Genomic DNA, 16,410 nt, shown 5'->3' on the forward strand with positions numbered 1-16,410 from the left:
GATGTAGATTGGATTTCTTCATTGCTTTTTGCTTTTGTTGCAGTCGGATTTTTGGTTTTTGTCACGTTACAGTGTGTGTGATATTTCTGTAAAACGATCCTTGACACCACTCACTTTAATTTAGGGCAAAAAGATTAATGATAAACACATGATGAAATCGGTTTTCGTGGGTCGATATTATGTTGCAGGCAGAACGTTATAAAATGATTTGTGCGCATGTTCAGAAGTTGGGGGCGGTGCGCGTCACGGAACTGTCGCAATTATGTCAGGTGTCGCAGGAAACAATTCGCAGAGATCTGACGAGGCTGGAAAAAAATAAGAAGCTCACCCGCAGCTTTGGTGGTGCGGTTTCACTGGATGCGCCGGATATTACGCCTGTGGCGATTGAAGACAACACCTGGCAAAAAAATAGCGTGGATCGGGCGGAATCATTTCGTAAACGTACTGAAGAACATCCTGATATTAAAGCAAAAATCACCAAAGCAGCGCTCCAGTTTATTCATCCTGGCGACTGCATTTTGATGGATAACAGCAGCACCTGTTGGTTTCTGGCCCGGCAAATCCCGGATATCGATATAACGGTCGTGACCAATTCACTGCGTATTATCCAGGCGTTAGCTTGTCGGGATAACGTTCGTATTATTGGTATCGGCGGCGAGTATTCCGAACGTCATGATGATTTTCATGGTCCGGTTGCGGAGAGCGCCATCAGAAACTTTCAGATTAATAGTTTCTTTTTTTCCTGTCAGGGCGTGAATCTGGAAAATGGAATCCGTGATGGTAGTGAAATAAATGCCCGGTTGAAACAGGTTATGTTACAGGTTTCGGCGAAAAAAATATTAATGGTTGACTCCAGTAAGTTCGAACAGTTCGCCTTTAGCAAAATATGTATGCTGGATGAAATTGATATTATGGTTACCAATAGTTGTAGTGATGAGCGTTACCGTAGTTTGCATCCGCAGTTAAATGTTGTTGAAGTTGATAAGTCATAGATGTGAATCGTTATCTGAATAATTGAGGTAGCATCCCGATTATTTAGCCAATACCAGAGAAAAGTTGAAATTAATAAAAAGTCAGGCTGATATTTTTATCGGGTTTCCCTGACACATGACGCTATTTCTTAAGGAAATTACGATGAGAAAATTAATCTTACCCTGCCTGATTACTGCTGTTTTAACGTCAACCGCAGCCTGGGCGGAACAACCCGCTACACCGCAAAAAGCCAACAAACCTTTCACGATGGGTGTCGTGGTTAAGGTGGGGGGCATTCCCTGGTTTAACGTGATGGAACAAGGCATTAAGGAAGAAGGAAAAGCATTAGGCGTTAATGCCTGGCAAGTCGGGCCGACGACCGCAGACCCGGCTGAACAGGTCCGCGCCATCGAAGATTTAATTGCTAAAAAAGTCGATGTGATTGGCGTTGTGCCAAACGATGCGAAAGTCCTGGAGCCTGTGCTGAAGCGCGCGCAGGAAGCCGGTATTAAGGTCATTACGCATGAGTCGCCGAACCAGGCTAATGCTGACTGGGACTTTGAATTGTTGAACACCCAAACAATGGGTGCCAACCATATGAAAGATATGGCGAAATGCATGGGTGAAGAAGGAAAATACGCCATGTTCGTCGGCAGCCTGACAGTTCCCCTGGTGAATGACTGGGCTGACGCTGCTATCGCGTATCAAAAAGAACATTACCCAAAAATGACGCTGGTTGAGGATCGTTTTGGCGTGGCGGAATCCGTGGACGACTCAATGCGTACTGCGAATGACCTGATGTCAAAATATAAAGATCTCAAAGGTATCATGTCATTTGGTTCGCAAGGTCCGATTGGCGCAGGCCGCGCAATTGATAAGCGTAAGAAAAACGATGCGATTTGCGTATTTGGCACATTCACCCCGGGACAGGGAATTAAGCTGCTGGAAAAAGGCGCGATTGATGGCGGATATATTTCTAATCCGATGACGGCGGGCAAAGTTTTTGTTCAGGTCGCCACGGCGATGATGAATGGCGAACCTATCAAAGATGGCGTGAAACTTGGCGATATGGGGGAAATTAACGTTCAGAACAATACCATTCTGAGTGATAACCCTGAAAAACTCGATCTTGAAAATACGCAACGTTTAGTGAAATTAGGTTTGTAATTTTAGGTTGCATCACCGGGCCAGTCGTGGCCCGGATATCCTTTGGTCGTTCAGGAGCCGCAGATGCCCCATATTGCAGAGCGAAATGCAGATGTGCCGTTAGTGACGCTAAAATCGCTGACTAAAAGCTTCGGCGGTCATCAGGCATTAAAAAATATTGATCTCACGCTAAATAAAGGTGAAGTCCACTGCCTTGCGGGTGCGAATGGTTGTGGCAAAAGTACGTTAATCAAAACGTTGAGCGGTGTTTATACCCCGGATACCGGCAGTGAAATTATCATCGATGATAAATCATGGAGCAGACTCTCACCCGATAAAGCGCGCGAGTTAGGCATTCAGGTTATTTATCAGGATCTTTCTTTGTTTCCAAACCTGACGGTAGCGGAAAATATTGCCTTTGAGTACAACCTGAAAGGGTATTTTCGCTGGCATAAAAAATCTCACCTGAAAGCTGTATCGCAGAAAATTATTCAGGAATTGAATTTTAATCTTGATGCAGATGCGCTGGTTCAGCATTTGCCTATTGCACAACGCCAGCAGGTAGCGATTTGCCGTGCGCTGGTCGCAGAAGCCCGGCTGGTTATCATGGATGAACCGACGGCTTCACTTACCCGCACCGAAGTGAACCAGCTATTACGAACGGTAAATTACCTCCGTGATAAAAATATTACGGTGGTTTTTGTCAGTCACCGACTGGATGAAGTTAAAGAAATCTCCGACCGTATTACGGTGATTCGCGATGGCGAAATCATCGGAACCTGGGCAGCAGACTTATTGTCGCCAGGACGGATTACTGAACTGATGACTGGCAGAACGATTGTTCATCAGAAAAAATTACCGAATGGTATTGGCGGGAAAGTCGTCCTTGAGCTGAATAAATTGAGCCGGAAAGGGCAATTTGAAGATATTTCCTTCCAGCTTCACCAGGGTGAAGTGCTGGGATTATGTGGCTTACTAGGTTCAGGGCGAACAGAACTGGCATTGAGCCTTTTTGGTATTACTCATCCAGATAGTGGGGATATTTATCTGGATGGGAAGAAAGTCGTGATTAACGATAATACGCAAGCCGCGAAACTGGGTATTGCTTATGTCTCTGAAGACCGCCTGACGCTGGGGGCCGTTTTACCGCAATCGGTCAGTGACAATATGGTGCTCTCGATCCTGAATCGGTTAAAAACACCCTGGCAATGTATTGATAAAAAACGGCAGGAGACCCTTGTTAAGGAATGGATTCAGGATCTGGATATTAAAGTCACCGATCCTGATAACCCGTTATCCACGCTTTCTGGCGGTAATCAGCAAAAAGTAGTGTTGGCAAAATGGATTCTCACTCGGCCGAAAGTATTGATTCTCGATGCGCCAACGGTAGGCGTTGATATTGGTGCGAAAGACAGTATTTACCAGCTTATCCACCGGCTTTCCGGTGTCGGTATTTCCGTGTTGCTGATTACTGATGAAGCGCCAGAAGCGTATTACAACTGCGATCGTATTTTCCATATGCAGCGAGGAAAGATTATTAATGAATTGCTGCCTTCTCTCTATACCGAACAGCAACTTGCGGAGGTGATTAATGGCTAATGTATTGCAGCTCCGGTTCCCACGTTCGGTCGAAGGATGGTTGGGCTGGGTCATTGTCCTGATGCTGGCGCTTTTTTCTCTGATGAGTGATGAGTTCCTGTCGATTCAGAATTTGCTGGATCTGACCGAGAGCTATGCCGTAACGGGAATTTTTGCCCTCGGTTTATTTGTCGTGCTGGTGACAGGAGGCATTGATATTTCGTTCGCGGCCGTCGCTTCCGTGGTGCAGTACATTGTGGCGTCGCTGTTGTTGAATGGGGCGATCGCGAATCCCCTGCTGTGCCTTGGGTTGGCGATCGTGCTGGGCATTCTGTTTGGCCTGATTAACGCGATCCTCATTTATTACCTCAATGTGGTTTCCATCATTATCACTATCAGTATGCAATCACTGCTATTTGGCATGTTGATGTGGCTGACCAATGGTCACAGCATTTACGACTTGCCTGACTGGTGGGTTACACAGCGATCCCTTTTCAGCTTTGGCTTTGAAGGGGAAGTTTACCAGGTTGGGCTGCCGTTGGTGGTGATGCTGGGCATGGCCTGCTTCACCTGGATTGTGATGAACAAAACCCACATTGGACGTCAGCTTTATGCCGTGGGCGGCAGTACTGAGTCGGCGCGGCGTATTGGGATTCGGGTTTCACTCATTTATCTGTTCGCCTATGGCTATCTTGGCGCTGCGGCAGCGATTGGGGGAATGCTTCAGGCTTATCGTATGAGCGAGGTCGTGCCCAATGCGTTAGTGGGAGGCGAACTGGATGTACTGGCTGCCGCCGTGTTAGGTGGCGCGAGCTTATCCGGCGGTCGCGGGTCAGTCATTGGCACGTTGATGGGGGTATTCCTCATCGGCATTCTAAAAAATGGTCTCAACCTGGTCGGTGTCTCCAGCTACTTCGTCAACATCGTCATCGGGGTGGTCATTGTCTCGGCAATTTGCGTCACTCACTACAAAAAACGTAAAGAAACGGACGTTGGATTCGTCTGACAAGGGGCTTGAAATGAAAAAACAGGCATTTTTACCAATTGATGGCACCAGCTCCGGTTTACTGGCGATATGTTTCTTCGCGGTGGTGGCATTTAGTCTGGCGATGCCCGGACGTTTTTTTACCGATAATACGTTTCTGAGTATTGCCTTCCAGTTGCCAGAACTGGGGCTGCTCACTTTCGCAATGTTTGTCCCTATGCTGAGTGGCGGGTTGAATCTGGCGATTATCGGCACGGCGAATCTGACCAGTCTGTTTATGGCCTGGTTGTTAATCCAGTATGTGCCTGCTGAGGCGTCTACCGGCCTGCAGTTGTGGTGGTTATTTCTGGCGATGCTGGGCGCGATGATGATCGCCATCGTGATTGGCGCTATCACAGGGATCATTATTTCCCGGGTGGGGGCACACCCGATTCTGGTCACGCTGGGCAGTATGACGATTATCAGTGGCATTGGTATTTATCTTACCAAAGGCGCCGCGCTCAGTGGGATGCCACCCATTGTTCGCAGTATGGGGTCGGAAGTGGTTTATGGCGTGCCGGTTCCCATGGTGATTTTTATCGTCACGACGATCATGCTGGCACTGTTCCTCGGAAAAACCCGCACCGGGAAGGTTATTTACATGTGCGGCAGCAATATCAATGCGACCTGGTTTAGCGGTATTCGGACCGACCGTGTTCTGATGGCGATTTACGCCATATCCAGTCTGCTTTGCGTACTGGCGGGGCTCATTATGCTGGCCCGCTTTAACTCTGCACGTATGGGCTATGGCGATTCTTATCTCCTGCTGACGGTGCTGGCCATTGTCCTTGGCGGCACCGATCCATTCGGCGGGGTCGGTAAAGTCGGTCATGTCTTCTGCGCGTTGTTGGTGCTCCAGGTTATCGCCACCGGGCTGAGCCTGTCAGGACTGAGTCTGCATTTCAATCTGGCAGTATGGGGAATAACGTTGATTGCCGCCCTGGCCTTTAAGTTCTTCAAACAAAAATGGCAGGCGCGACGCGCCATGAATAACAGCCTGAAAGCATTTCGACAACAACTGGCCACTCGTGAGGGAAAAAATGCGTAGCCATCCATTAGGTATTTATGAAAAGGCGCTTCCCAGGAACACCAGTTGGGTAGAAAAACTGGCGCTGGCGAAATCATGCGGGTTTGATTTTGTTGAAATGTCAGTCGATGAAAGCGAAGAGCGCCTGGCTCGTCTGGACTGGTCGCTTGCCGAGCGCATGGAAATCATTAGCGCCATTCAGAAAACCGGCGTGCGTATTCCGACCCTGTGTTTATCGGCGCACCGCCGTTTCCCGTTTGGCAGTCACGATAGCGACACCCGCCTGCAAGCGCGAACGATCATGCAAAAAGCATTACGGCTGGCGCAGGATTTGGGCATTCGAACCATCCAGCTTGCCGGGTATGACGTCTATTACGAGCCGCAGAATGACGACACTATCGCCTTGTTTGAGGATGCGATGGCCTGGGTGGCGGAGCAGGCCGCCGCTGCGCAGGTGATGTGCGCTGTGGAAATTATGGATACTCCCTTTATTAACTCCATCAGCAAATGGAAAGTGCTGGATGCAAAAATCAATTCTCCGTGGTTTACCGTTTACCCCGATGTTGGCAATCTCACCGCATGGGGCAATGAGCTGGAGAGTGAGTTGGCGAAAGGTATTGACCGGATTGCCGCCATCCATCTTAAAGATACCTTTCCGGTGACGCCGGATTCCCCAGGGCAGTTCCGCGATGTCCCCTTTGGTGAAGGATGCGTAGATTTCGTGAAGCTCTTCAGAATATTACGCCGTCTGAACTATAGGGGCACTTTCCTGATTGAAATGTGGACAGAAAAATCCCCTGAACCGTTACTGGAAATTATCCACGCGCGCCAGTGGATAGAAAGCAAGATGCAGGCGGCGGGGTGGCACGACGAGCGGGCATTGATCGCAGGATAAGGAGAGGACGATGGACCATTACTTTATGGGCATTGATTTGGGCGGCACCGTCACCAAGGCGGGAATCTACACTGCCGAGGGTAGAGAAATCACGGTGGCTGCTCAAACCTTATCGTTACTCAGCCCACAGGCAGGATTCTGCGAACGCGATATGGAGGCCCTTTGGGCGGCAACGTGTGACGTTATCCGGCGTGCGCTGGTTGAAAGTCATCTGTCGGCGGAACAGATTAACGGAATTGGTTTTTCCTCACACGGTAAAGGACTTTATCTGGTCGATAAGTCAGGAAGGCCCGTACGCAACGGGATTGTCTCTTCGGATTCCCGGGCACAGTCTCTGGTTGCGGACTGGAAAGCGCAGGATATCGACCGTCTGGCATATCCGCATAGCTTTCAGCAGTTATGGCCTTCACATCCGGCGGCATTGCTGAGGTGGCTGAAACAGCACGAGCCGGAGCGTTATGCGCGTACGGGTTATGTGTTGATGGCCCACGATTACATTCGTTATCGTTTGACGGCGGAATTGACCTGCGAAGAAACCAATATTTCGGGAAGTCAGTTATTTAATTTGCAGCGTAATGATTTCGATCCTGCGCTGTTCACCCTGTTCGGCATAGAAGAGATGATGGATTGCATGCCGAAAGTGATTGGCTCCGCTGAACTGGCAGGGGTTGTCACCACGGACGCCGCCGCGTTATGCGGGTTAAACGCAGGAACGCCGGTATTTGGCGGGGTGTTTGATGTCGTTGGCGCGGCAATGACTTCCGGCGTCTATGACAGCACGCAGCTTAGCGCGGTTGCCGGAACGTGGTCGATTGCCACCCGCGTTTTTGATGACATTATCCCGGCAGACTATCCGTATGTATGGGGTAAATTCAGTATTCCGGGGCACTATTTTGCCCACGAAGGCAGCCCCACTTCTGCCAGCAATCTGACCTGGTTTATTCAGCACTTTTTACCGGAACTGCAGGATGACCACGACACGCTTAACCAGTGGGCGGCGCGTGGGTATGAGAAACCCGATAGCATTCTGTTTTTCCCCTGGCTATACGGTTCGAATTATGGCGATTCACTGAGTGGCGGATTCTTCGGGCTCGGAGGCCACCACGACGCGGCAGACCTCGTTTACGGTATCTATCAGGGGATTGTGTTCTCGCACTTACTGCATCAGGACAAACTGTTGCAGCTCGGAGAAGGTATTCAAACGATTCGTTTCACCGGCGGCCCTACGCATTCACGTATCTGGATGCAGATGTTTTGCGATGCCAGCAATTTGCCGCTTGAAATTGTCGACGTTGAGCAGTCCGGCTGCCGGGCGGCGGCGATGTGTGCGGCTGTAGGTACGGGTGATTATCCTGGGTTTGAGCAGGCCATTAAAGCGACCCTGCCGCCGGTGATTCGTCTGGAACCGGATGCGAAGAAGCACGGCATGTTGCGTCGCCGGTTCGAACGGTTTAAGCGTGTCGCCGATGCGCTGAGTACTGTCGAACGCGAATAACAACCTGTTTTTGTCTCATCACGGCCTGGCGTTAAGCCGGGCTTTTTTACGTAAAAAAAATGCGGACCTGAGGTCCGCAAAAGTTCACGTTGGCTTTAGTTATTTGGGTTTGAGAGAGACTCTCAAAACGGGCAGTGGCTTCAAGGGTTAAACGAGACCGCTCCGTTTCTGTGATGGATTATCAGACAGAAAGCTTGATAGGGATAATCGTTCGTTGCTATGCTACCTATCGCCATGAACTATCGTGGCGATGGAGGATGAATAATGAATATTCGTGATCTTGAATACCTGGTGGCATTAGCCGAACATCGCCACTTTCGGCGCGCGGCGGACTCTTGTCATGTCAGTCAGCCAACGCTGAGCGGTCAAATCCGCAAGCTGGAAGATGAACTGGGCGTGATGCTGCTGGAGCGTACGAGTCGTAAAGTGCTATTCACCCAGGCAGGTTTACTGCTGGTGGATCAGGCACGCACCGTGCTGCGTGAGGTCAAAGTGCTCAAGGAGATGGCAAGCCAACAGGGCGAGACCATGTCAGGTCCGCTGCACATTGGTTTGATTCCCACCGTTGGTCCTTATCTGCTGCCGCATATTATTCCGATGCTGCACCAGACTTTCCCGAAGCTGGAAATGTATCTGCATGAAGCGCAGACCCATCAGTTGCTGGCACAGCTGGATAGCGGCAAGCTCGATTGCGTGATCCTGGCGCTGGTGAAAGAGAGTGAGGCATTTATTGAAGTGCCGCTGTTCGATGAGCCGATGCTGCTGGCGATCTATGAGGATCACCCGTGGGCGAATCGCGAATGCGTGCCGATGTCCGATCTGGCAGGCGAAAAACTGCTGATGCTGGAGGACGGTCACTGTCTGCGCGATCAGGCGATGGGTTTCTGCTTCGAAGCGGGCGCTGACGAAGACACCCACTTCCGCGCGACCAGTCTGGAAACGCTGCGTAACATGGTAGCGGCGGGAAGCGGTATTACGTTGCTGCCGGCGCTGGCGGTTCCACAGGAACGCAAGCGCGATGGCGTCGTGTATCTGCCCTGCATTAAGCCTGAACCGCGTCGCACAGTGGGGCTGGTTTATCGTCCGGGTTCACCCCTGCGCAGTCGCTATGAGCAACTGGCAGAGGCCATCCGTGGTGCAATGGATGGCCATTTCGACAATGCGTTAAAAAAGGCGGTTTAAGCCGTTTAGCGCAGCGACCCGATAGGCTTCTGCCATGGTCGGGTAGTTAAAGGTGGTGTTAACAAAGTACTCAATTGTGTTACCGCCACCTTTCTGCTCCATAATCGCCTGACCGATGTGAATAATCTCGGCTGCGCGCTCGCCAAAGCAGTGAATTCCCAGAATCTCTTTGGTTTCCCGATGGAACAAAATCTTCAGCGTGCCCACGTTCATGCCGACGATTTGCGCACGTGCCAGGTGTTTAAACTGGGCACGTCCCACTTCGTAAGGCACTTTCATTGCCGTCAGTTGCTGTTCGGTTTTACCCACAGAACTGATCTCCGGAATGGTGTAAATCCCGGTTGGGATATCTTCAATCAGGTGCGCGTTCGCTTCCCCTTTCACCAGCGCCTGGGCAGCAATGCGTCCCTGGTCGTATGCAGCGGACGCCAGGCTCGGGTAACCAATCACGTCACCCACCGCGTAAACGTGCGGCAGCGCGGTCTGGTACATGCTGTTGACCTTGAGCTGACCACGGCTGTCGGTTTCCAGACCGATATTCTGTAACGCCAGGGAATCGGTATTCCCGGTACGACCATTGGCATACAGCAGGCAGTCGGCCTTCAGTTTCTTACCGGACTTCAGGTGCATGATCACCCCGTCGTCACAGCCTTCGATCTTCTCATACTCTTCATTGTGGCGAATGACGACGCCGCTGTTCCAGAAGTGATAAGAGAGGGAGTCGGACATCTCCTGATCGAGGAACGCCAGCAGACGATCACGGGTGTTGATGAGGTCAACTTTGACCTCCATTCCGCGGAAAATAGACGCATACTCGCAGCCGATCACCCCGGCGCCATAAATAATGACGTGGCGAGGCTCGTGGTGCAGACTGAGGATCGAATCGCTGTCATAAATGCGCGGGTGCGAGAAGTCCACGTCTGTCGGATGATAAGGGCGCGATCCGCAGGCAATGACAAACTTCTCTGCCGTCAGGGTTTCAACCGTACCGTCATGACATTCCAGCGCCAGCGTGTGTTCGTCGACAAAATGGGCGTTGCCCTGCAAGATTTCGCAGTGGTTACGCTCATAAAAACCCTGCCGCATCCGTGTTTGCTGATTAATCACGTTGTCGGCATGGTTGAGAATATCGGCGAATGAGGAACGAAGCAGGCGGGAATGATCGCTGTAAAGGGGGTTCTGATTGAATTCGATAATACGGCTGACTGCGTGACGGAGCGCTTTCGACGGGATGGTGCCCCAGTGGGTGCAACCGCCGCCAACGTTATGATAGCGCTCGACAACGGCAACGCGAGCTCCTTGCTTAACCAGACCCATTGCAGCGCCTTCGCCGCCGGGGCCGGAACCTATTACTATGGCATCGTAATCGTAGGAATGTGGCATGGTAAGGCTTACCTGTTCTTATACATAAAAGCAACAGAATAGTAACATCATTGCCGGGATAACCCAATTATCGTTGTGCTTTTTTGCGAAGCTGAAGCACAAACTGCGCGCAAACAATCATTCACAAAGCGGAACAAGCAGATTAACTTTGAACTCTGGTATAGTGCCAGACAAGACATATGGAAGGATTCAGACATCGTGATGGGCGTTAGAGCGCAGCAAAAAGAAAAAACCCGGCGTTCGCTGGTAGAGGCCGCATTTAGTCAACTGAGCGCAGAGCGTAGCTTCGCCAGCCTGAGTTTGCGTGAAGTCGCGCGCGAAGCGGGCATTGCGCCAACCTCCTTTTATCGTCATTTCCGTGATGTTGATGAACTCGGCCTGACGATGGTCGATGAAAGCGGTCTGATGCTGCGTCAGTTGATGCGCCAGGCTCGTCAGCGTATCGCCAAGGGCGGGAGTGTGATCCGCACCTCGGTCTCTACATTTATGGAGTTCATCGGTAACAACCCCAACGCCTTCCGTTTATTATTGCGTGAACGTTCTGGTACCTCAGCGGCTTTCCGTGCCGCCGTTGCACGAGAAATTCAGCACTTCATCGCGGAACTTGCGGATTATCTGGAACTCGAAAACCATATGCCGCGCGCGTTTACTGAAGCGCAAGCCGAAGCGATGGTGACGATTGTCTTCAGTGCAGGCGCCGAGGCGCTGGACGTGGGGGCGGAACAACGCCAACAGTTAGAAGAGCGACTGGTACTGCAACTGCGCATGATTTCGAAAGGCGCGTTTTACTGGTATCGCCGCGAACAAGAGAAGATGACCCTCATTCCAGGTAACGTGAAGGAAGAGCAATGAAACAGTCAGTTCAGGATAAAGGTACGCTGTTGCTGGCGCTGGTCGCTGGCTTGTCGATCAATGGCACATTCGCGGCGCTGTTTAGCTCCATCGTGCCGTTCTCTGTATTCCCGATTATCTCGCTGGTGCTGACGGTGTACTGTCTGCATCAACGTTATCAGAATCGCACCATGCCTGTGGGGTTACCGGGCCTGTCTGCCGCCTGCTTTATTCTCGGCGTTCTGCTTTACAGCACCGTGGTGCGCGCGGAGTATCCGGATATCGGCTCCAACTTCTTCCCGGCGGTGCTGTCGGTCATTCTGGTCTTCTGGATCGGCGTGAAAATGCGTAATCGCAAGCAGGAAGTGTCGGAATAAGCGCGGCTGACGTCCAGGCCGGATGCGGCATAAATGCTTTATCCGGCCGATAACCGATTACTTCGCCGTCAACAACACTCCGCACTCCATATGGTGCGTATACGGGAACTGATCGAACAGCGCCAGACGTGAGATGTTATGCGTCTGGCTCAAGGTTTCCAGGTTCTTGCACAGCGTCTGTGGATTGCAGGAGATGTACAGAATACGCGGATACGCCTGCACCATTTTCTCCGTCTCACTGTCCAGACCGCTGCGGGGCGGATCGACAAAAATCGTTTCGCACTGATAGCTTTTCAGATCGATGCCCTGTAAGCGGTTAAACTCGCGCACGCCGTTCATCGCCTGCGTAAACTCTTCCGCCGCCATGCGGATGATCTGCACGTTATCAATCTGATTCGCCGCAATGTTGTATTGTGCGGCGGCAACCGATGGTTTAGCGATTTCGGTCGCCAGTACGCGCTCAAAGTTGCGCGCCAGCGCGAGCGAAAAGTTGCCATTCCCGCAGTACAGTTCGAGCAGATCGCCTTTCGATTCGCGGGTGACATCCAGCGCCCACTCCAGCATCTGAATGTTCATTGCCGCATTGGGCTGCGTAAAGCTGTTCTCGACCTGACGATAAATCATCTCTTTGCCCGCAACCGGCAAGCGTTCGTCGATGTAATCCTGGTCCAGCGCGATTTTCGTTTTCGTCGCGCGGCCAATCAGATGCACGTTCAGGTTCTGCGCGCGCAGAGCATCGCGCAATGCTTCGGCGGCTTCACGCCACTCATCGTCCAGCTTTTTATGATACAGCAGCGAGACCACTGCCTGATTGCTCATGGTGGTCAGGTAATCAATCTGAAACAGCTTATGGCGCAGCACGCGGTTGTCGCGTACGCCAGCGATCATCGCGGTCATTAACTGATTGATCAGTTCACTCGCCGCCGGGAAGCTGTCGACGCGAATTCGGCTTTTGCTCTGCTGATCAAAAATGATGTGATACAGGTCGTCACCGTCGTGCCAGATGCGGAACTCCGCACGCATACGGTAGTGACTGACCGGCGAGCGAAACACTTCCGGAACCAGGCCAGAAAAGGGCGCCATCATACTCTGCAAGCGCACCACTTTCTCGGCGAGCTGCGCGTCATACTGTTCTGTCGGAAGGTGTTCGGGGGTCATGATGTATCCTGAAAAATATAAGTACGCGGGGATTGTAGGGATTGCTCAACAGATGTCCAGACATTGATGACTTCCGATATTTAACAAACGCGCTGGACAGTAAGATGTTACAAACTGTAGCATCCGTGTGCCGGTCCTGTGAGTTAATAGGGAATCCAGTGTAAATCTGGAGCTGACGCGCAGCGGTAAGGAAAGGTGAGATGAGAGCGTAAGCAGACACTGCCCTCGGGTGGGAAGTCTTCATTTCTGGTATCCCTGACGGGGATACCCTTCCAAGCCCGAAGACCTGCCGGCTAACGTCGCAACTGGTTTTCATCATCGCGTACTATCGGTGGGACCTGCGGCATCCTTCTTATATTGTGGATGCTTTACAATGATTAAAAAAACATCGCTGTTGACGGTGCTCTCCGTCACGGCCTTTTCAGGTTGGGCACAGGATGCCACGCCTGACACGCTTGTCGTGACGGCAAACCGTTTTCAGCAACCTGTTAATACCGTTCTGGCACCAACTGACATCGTCACGCGTGAAGATATCGAACGCTGGCAGTCCCGAACTGTCCTTGATGTCATGCGCCGTCTGCCTGGCGTGGATGTCGCCCAGAATGGCGGCATGGGGCAAAGCTCTTCTCTGTTTGTGCGGGGTACCGAAGCGAAACACGTTCTGGTGTTAGTGGATGGTATTCCGGTCGCCCGTCCGGGCATTTCGAATAACTCCGATATTGATCAGATTCCGGTCTCGCTGGTGCAGCGCATCGAATATATCCGCGGCCCACGTTCAGCGATTTATGGTTCCGGTGCCATTGGCGGAGTGGTGAACATTATCACCATGGCCGGTGAGGAGCGTTCGCAGATCAATGCTGGCGTGGGGTCAAAAGGCTATCAGCAGTATGACGGCACTTATCGCCAGCGTTTTGGTGATACCGTGGTGACCGCTGCCGGGGCATATCAGACCACCAAAGGCTTCGATGTTCAGCCACGCTCCAGCTACAGCGGTGATAGCGATCGCGATGGCTATCGCAACAAGCTGTTCTGGGGAGGCGTTGAGCACAAATTTAACGATCAATTCGATGGTTACTTCCGTGGCTACGGCTATGCCAGTAATGCCGATTATGACCAGGGGAAATGGGGTTATGACGGCGGAAACGACGAGCACCAGAATTACACCCAGTCGTGGGATACAGGGCTGCGCTTCAATTCCGGTATCTACTCTTCGCAACTGGTCGCCAATTACCAGCGTATTAAGGACTACAACTACAGCAGTCTGAACGGGCGCTATGCGACAGGTTACAGCCTTGATGACATGGAGCAGCGCTATGTCCAGTGGGGTAACAACGTTATTGTCGGGCACGGTGCTGTCAGCGCGGGCGTCGACTGGAAGCAAGAAAAGTTGATGTCCTTTGGCGAGTATGGGACAGACAACTATAAGCGTGATAACACGGGCCTCTATTTGACCGGACAACAGCAAATTGACAGCGTGACGCTGGAAGCGTCTGGTCGTGAAGACCATGACGACCAGTTTGGCTGGCATGGCACCTGGCAAACGGCGGCGGGCTGGCAGTTCGTTGATGACTATAAGGTGACGCTCTCTTACGGCACGGGCTTCCTTGCGCCTTCACTGGGGCAACAGTTTGGTGCGGAGCGTTTTGGCATTGCCTCTAACCCGAATCTGAAGCCGGAAGAATCGAAGCAGTGGGAAGCCGGGCTGGAAGGGCTGACCGGTCCGCTTGACTGGCGCTTGTCGACCTATCGCTACAAAATCCAGAATCTGATCGACTACAACAACAATACCTACTTCAACGTCAAATCTGCGACCATCAAGGGGCTGGAATGGACAGGGAACCTGACAACCGGTCCGGTCGATCACCGCTTAACGTTGCAGTATGTGGATCCGCGCGATGATGAAACCGATCAACAGCTTTATCGCCGCGCCAAGCAGCAGGTGAAGTATGAGCTGAGCGGGCAGATCTACGAGCTGGGCTGGGATGTGACCTATCAGTACATCGGCGAGCGCTACGATTACGACTATGACAATTCCCGTAAGGTGAAAATGGGCGGGCTGAGCGTGTGGGATATTGGACTTTCATATCCGGTCACCTCACATCTCACAGTTCGTGGTAAAATAGCCAACCTGTTCGATAAAGATTACGAGACAGTTTATGGCTACCAAACTGCAGGACGGGAATACACCTTGTCTGGCAGCTACACCTTCTGATCCACGCCCCACCGTACTGGTATTTGATTCCGGTGTCGGTGGGTTGTCGGTCTATGATGAGATCCGGCATCTCCTGCCGGATCTCCACTATATCTACGCTTTCGATAACGTGGCTTTTCCTTATGGGGAAAAGAGCGAGGCATTTATCGTTGAGCGCGTTGTTGAGATCGTGACGGCGGTACAGCAGCGTTATCCTCTCTCCCTGGCGGTTATCGCCTGTAACACGGCCAGTACGGTCTCTCTTCCGGCCTTGCGTGAGAAGTTTGCTTTCCCGGTCGTGGGCGTGGTGCCGGCGATCAAACCGGCGGCGCGTCTGACGGCGAATGGTATTGTTGGGTTACTGGCAACTCGCGGGACGGTGAAACGTCCTTATACGCATGAGCTGATTGCGCGCTTTGCGAATGAGTGTCAGATAGCCATGCTGGGGTCAGCGGAGCTAGTGGAGTTGGCGGAAGCGAAGCTGCATGGCGAGCCGGTGCCGCTGGAAGAGTTGCAACGGATTCTGCGCCCATGGCTGCGGATGCCGGAACCGCCTGATACGGTAGTGCTCGGGTGCACCCATTTCCCACTGTTACAGGAAGAACTCTTACAGGTTCTTCCTGAAGGGACGCGGCTGGTAGATTCCGGAGCGGCGATTGCGCGCCGCACGGCCTGGCTACTGGAACATGAAGCGCCGGATGCGAAATCCGCAGATGCCAATATCGCCTATTGTATGGCGATGACGCCGGAAACTGAGCAATTATTACCCGTTTTGCAGCGTTACGGCTTTGAATCGCTCGAAAAACTGACGGTTTAAACCTGTTTTGGATAAATATTACGCACTCGGAAAATTATTTTAAATTTCCCCTTGTCAGCCTGAAATAACTCCCTATAATGCGCCTCCACTGACACGGAACAACGGCACGCAAGCCGCCGGGTCAGCGGGGTTCAGAGATGAACGCCCACAGAGAAAAGCGAAATAAATGCTTGACTCTGAATGAGGAAAACGTAATATACGGGACCTCGCGACAGAGCCGCTAAAGCGCGTCGCAACTGCTCTTTAACAATTTATCAGACAATCTGTGTGGGCACTCAAAGTGACATGGATTCTTAACGTCCTCGGACGAAAAATGAATACCAAGTCTCAAAGA

The 16,410-nt window shown here is 51.7% G+C and carries 14 protein-coding genes and 1 riboswitch; of the genes, 12 read left to right on the forward strand and 2 right to left on the reverse strand.

The genetic code is table 11. The features are described 5' to 3' along the window. The first annotated feature begins 179 nt into the window (after positions 1-179). The 8 genes from GBC03_05980 (at position 180) to oxyR (ending at position 9,319) form a co-directional block, all read left to right on the forward strand. On the forward strand, positions 180-992 hold the full coding sequence (locus GBC03_05980; GenBank protein ID QFS69794.1) for a DeoR family transcriptional regulator: 813 nt from the start codon (positions 180-182) through the stop codon (positions 990-992). 142 nt (positions 993-1,134) lie between these two features. Further along, complete coding sequence (locus GBC03_05985; GenBank protein QFS69795.1) at positions 1,135-2,139, forward strand: substrate-binding domain-containing protein; 1,005 nt, start codon at positions 1,135-1,137, stop codon at positions 2,137-2,139. A gap of 63 nt (positions 2,140-2,202) precedes the next feature. Then, positions 2,203-3,717 (forward strand): ATP-binding cassette domain-containing protein, encoded by a 1,515-nt coding sequence (locus tag GBC03_05990; GenBank protein QFS69796.1) that lies wholly within the window; start codon positions 2,203-2,205, stop codon positions 3,715-3,717. Next, complete coding sequence (locus GBC03_05995) at positions 3,710-4,702, forward strand: ABC transporter permease (GenBank protein ID QFS69797.1); 993 nt, start codon at positions 3,710-3,712, stop codon at positions 4,700-4,702. Before GBC03_05990 ends, GBC03_05995 begins: the two co-directional genes overlap by 8 nt. Before the next feature lie 13 nt (positions 4,703-4,715). Then, entirely contained in the window at positions 4,716-5,768 is a 1,053-nt protein-coding gene (locus tag GBC03_06000) for an ABC transporter permease (protein QFS69798.1), read from the forward strand. Beyond that, positions 5,761-6,642, forward strand: a complete 882-nt coding sequence (locus GBC03_06005; GenBank protein ID QFS69799.1) for an L-ribulose-5-phosphate 3-epimerase — start codon at positions 5,761-5,763, stop codon at positions 6,640-6,642. The genes GBC03_06000 and GBC03_06005 overlap by 8 nt, the downstream gene beginning before the upstream one ends. 10 nt (positions 6,643-6,652) lie before the next feature. After that, entirely contained in the window at positions 6,653-8,137 is a 1,485-nt protein-coding gene (locus tag GBC03_06010) for a carbohydrate kinase (protein QFS69800.1), read from the forward strand. A 264-nt stretch (positions 8,138-8,401) separates the two neighbouring features. After that, a complete protein-coding gene (gene oxyR, locus GBC03_06015) occupies positions 8,402-9,319 on the forward strand; it encodes a DNA-binding transcriptional regulator OxyR (GenBank protein QFS69801.1) in 918 nt (305 codons plus the stop codon). On the opposite strand, the gene GBC03_06020 is transcribed toward oxyR, so the two are convergent. Next, a complete protein-coding gene (locus GBC03_06020; GenBank protein QFS69802.1) occupies positions 9,302-10,702 on the reverse strand; it encodes a Si-specific NAD(P)(+) transhydrogenase in 1,401 nt (466 codons plus the stop codon). The two genes, oxyR and GBC03_06020, sit on opposite strands and share 18 nt — an antisense overlap. A gap of 198 nt (positions 10,703-10,900) precedes the next feature. Here GBC03_06020 and fabR point away from each other — a divergent pair, with 198 nt between their 5' ends. Then, positions 10,901-11,554 carry an HTH-type transcriptional repressor FabR gene (fabR, locus tag GBC03_06025; GenBank protein ID QFS69803.1) on the forward strand — a complete coding sequence of 218 codons (654 nt, stop codon included), beginning with the start codon at positions 10,901-10,903 and terminating at the stop codon, positions 11,552-11,554. Then, entirely contained in the window at positions 11,551-11,910 is a 360-nt protein-coding gene (locus GBC03_06030; GenBank protein ID QFS69804.1) for a YijD family membrane protein, read from the forward strand. Before fabR ends, GBC03_06030 begins: the two co-directional genes overlap by 4 nt. Before the next feature lie 57 nt (positions 11,911-11,967). Here GBC03_06030 and trmA read toward each other — a convergent pair whose 3' ends face one another. Further along, positions 11,968-13,068 carry a tRNA (uridine(54)-C5)-methyltransferase TrmA gene (gene trmA / locus GBC03_06035; protein ID QFS69805.1) on the reverse strand — a complete coding sequence of 367 codons (1,101 nt, stop codon included), beginning with the start codon at positions 13,066-13,068 and terminating at the stop codon, positions 11,968-11,970. Between the two features lie 114 nt (positions 13,069-13,182). Further along, positions 13,183-13,377, forward strand: a riboswitch (cobalamin riboswitch). Positions 13,378-13,441: 64 nt separating this feature from the next. Here trmA and btuB point away from each other — a divergent pair. Further along, a complete protein-coding gene (gene btuB, locus GBC03_06040; GenBank protein QFS69806.1) occupies positions 13,442-15,280 on the forward strand; it encodes a TonB-dependent vitamin B12 receptor BtuB in 1,839 nt (612 codons plus the stop codon). Further along, complete coding sequence (gene murI / locus GBC03_06045; GenBank protein ID QFS69807.1) at positions 15,225-16,076, forward strand: glutamate racemase; 852 nt, start codon at positions 15,225-15,227, stop codon at positions 16,074-16,076. The genes btuB and murI overlap by 56 nt, the downstream gene beginning before the upstream one ends. Positions 16,077-16,410: the final 334 nt, after the last annotated feature.

This window comes from Citrobacter telavivensis (genome assembly GCA_009363175.1).
In the GTDB taxonomy this organism is placed as follows: domain Bacteria; phylum Pseudomonadota; class Gammaproteobacteria; order Enterobacterales; family Enterobacteriaceae; genus Citrobacter_A; species Citrobacter_A telavivensis.

Excerpts from the sequence above, each read along its gene's own strand:
- GBC03_05980 (QFS69794.1), top strand. The coding sequence starts at position 180 with ATGTTGCAGGCAGAACGTTATAAAATGATTTGTGCGCATGTTCAGAAG.
- GBC03_05985 (QFS69795.1), top strand. The coding sequence starts at position 1,135 with ATGAGAAAATTAATCTTACCCTGCCTGATTACTGCTGTTTTAACGTCA.
- GBC03_05990 (QFS69796.1), top strand. The coding sequence starts at position 2,203 with ATGCCCCATATTGCAGAGCGAAATGCAGATGTGCCGTTAGTGACGCTA.
- GBC03_05995 (QFS69797.1), top strand. The coding sequence starts at position 3,710 with ATGGCTAATGTATTGCAGCTCCGGTTCCCACGTTCGGTCGAAGGATGG.
- GBC03_06000 (QFS69798.1), top strand. The coding sequence starts at position 4,716 with ATGAAAAAACAGGCATTTTTACCAATTGATGGCACCAGCTCCGGTTTA.
- GBC03_06005 (QFS69799.1), top strand. The coding sequence starts at position 5,761 with ATGCGTAGCCATCCATTAGGTATTTATGAAAAGGCGCTTCCCAGGAAC.
- GBC03_06010 (QFS69800.1), top strand. The coding sequence starts at position 6,653 with ATGGACCATTACTTTATGGGCATTGATTTGGGCGGCACCGTCACCAAG.
- oxyR (QFS69801.1), top strand. The coding sequence starts at position 8,402 with ATGAATATTCGTGATCTTGAATACCTGGTGGCATTAGCCGAACATCGC.
- GBC03_06020 (QFS69802.1), bottom strand. The coding sequence starts at position 10,702 with ATGCCACATTCCTACGATTACGATGCCATAGTAATAGGTTCCGGCCCC.
- GBC03_06030 (QFS69804.1), top strand. The coding sequence starts at position 11,551 with ATGAAACAGTCAGTTCAGGATAAAGGTACGCTGTTGCTGGCGCTGGTC.
- trmA (QFS69805.1), bottom strand. The coding sequence starts at position 13,068 with ATGACCCCCGAACACCTTCCGACAGAACAGTATGACGCGCAGCTCGCC.
- btuB (QFS69806.1), top strand. The coding sequence starts at position 13,442 with ATGATTAAAAAAACATCGCTGTTGACGGTGCTCTCCGTCACGGCCTTT.
- murI (QFS69807.1), top strand. The coding sequence starts at position 15,225 with ATGGCTACCAAACTGCAGGACGGGAATACACCTTGTCTGGCAGCTACA.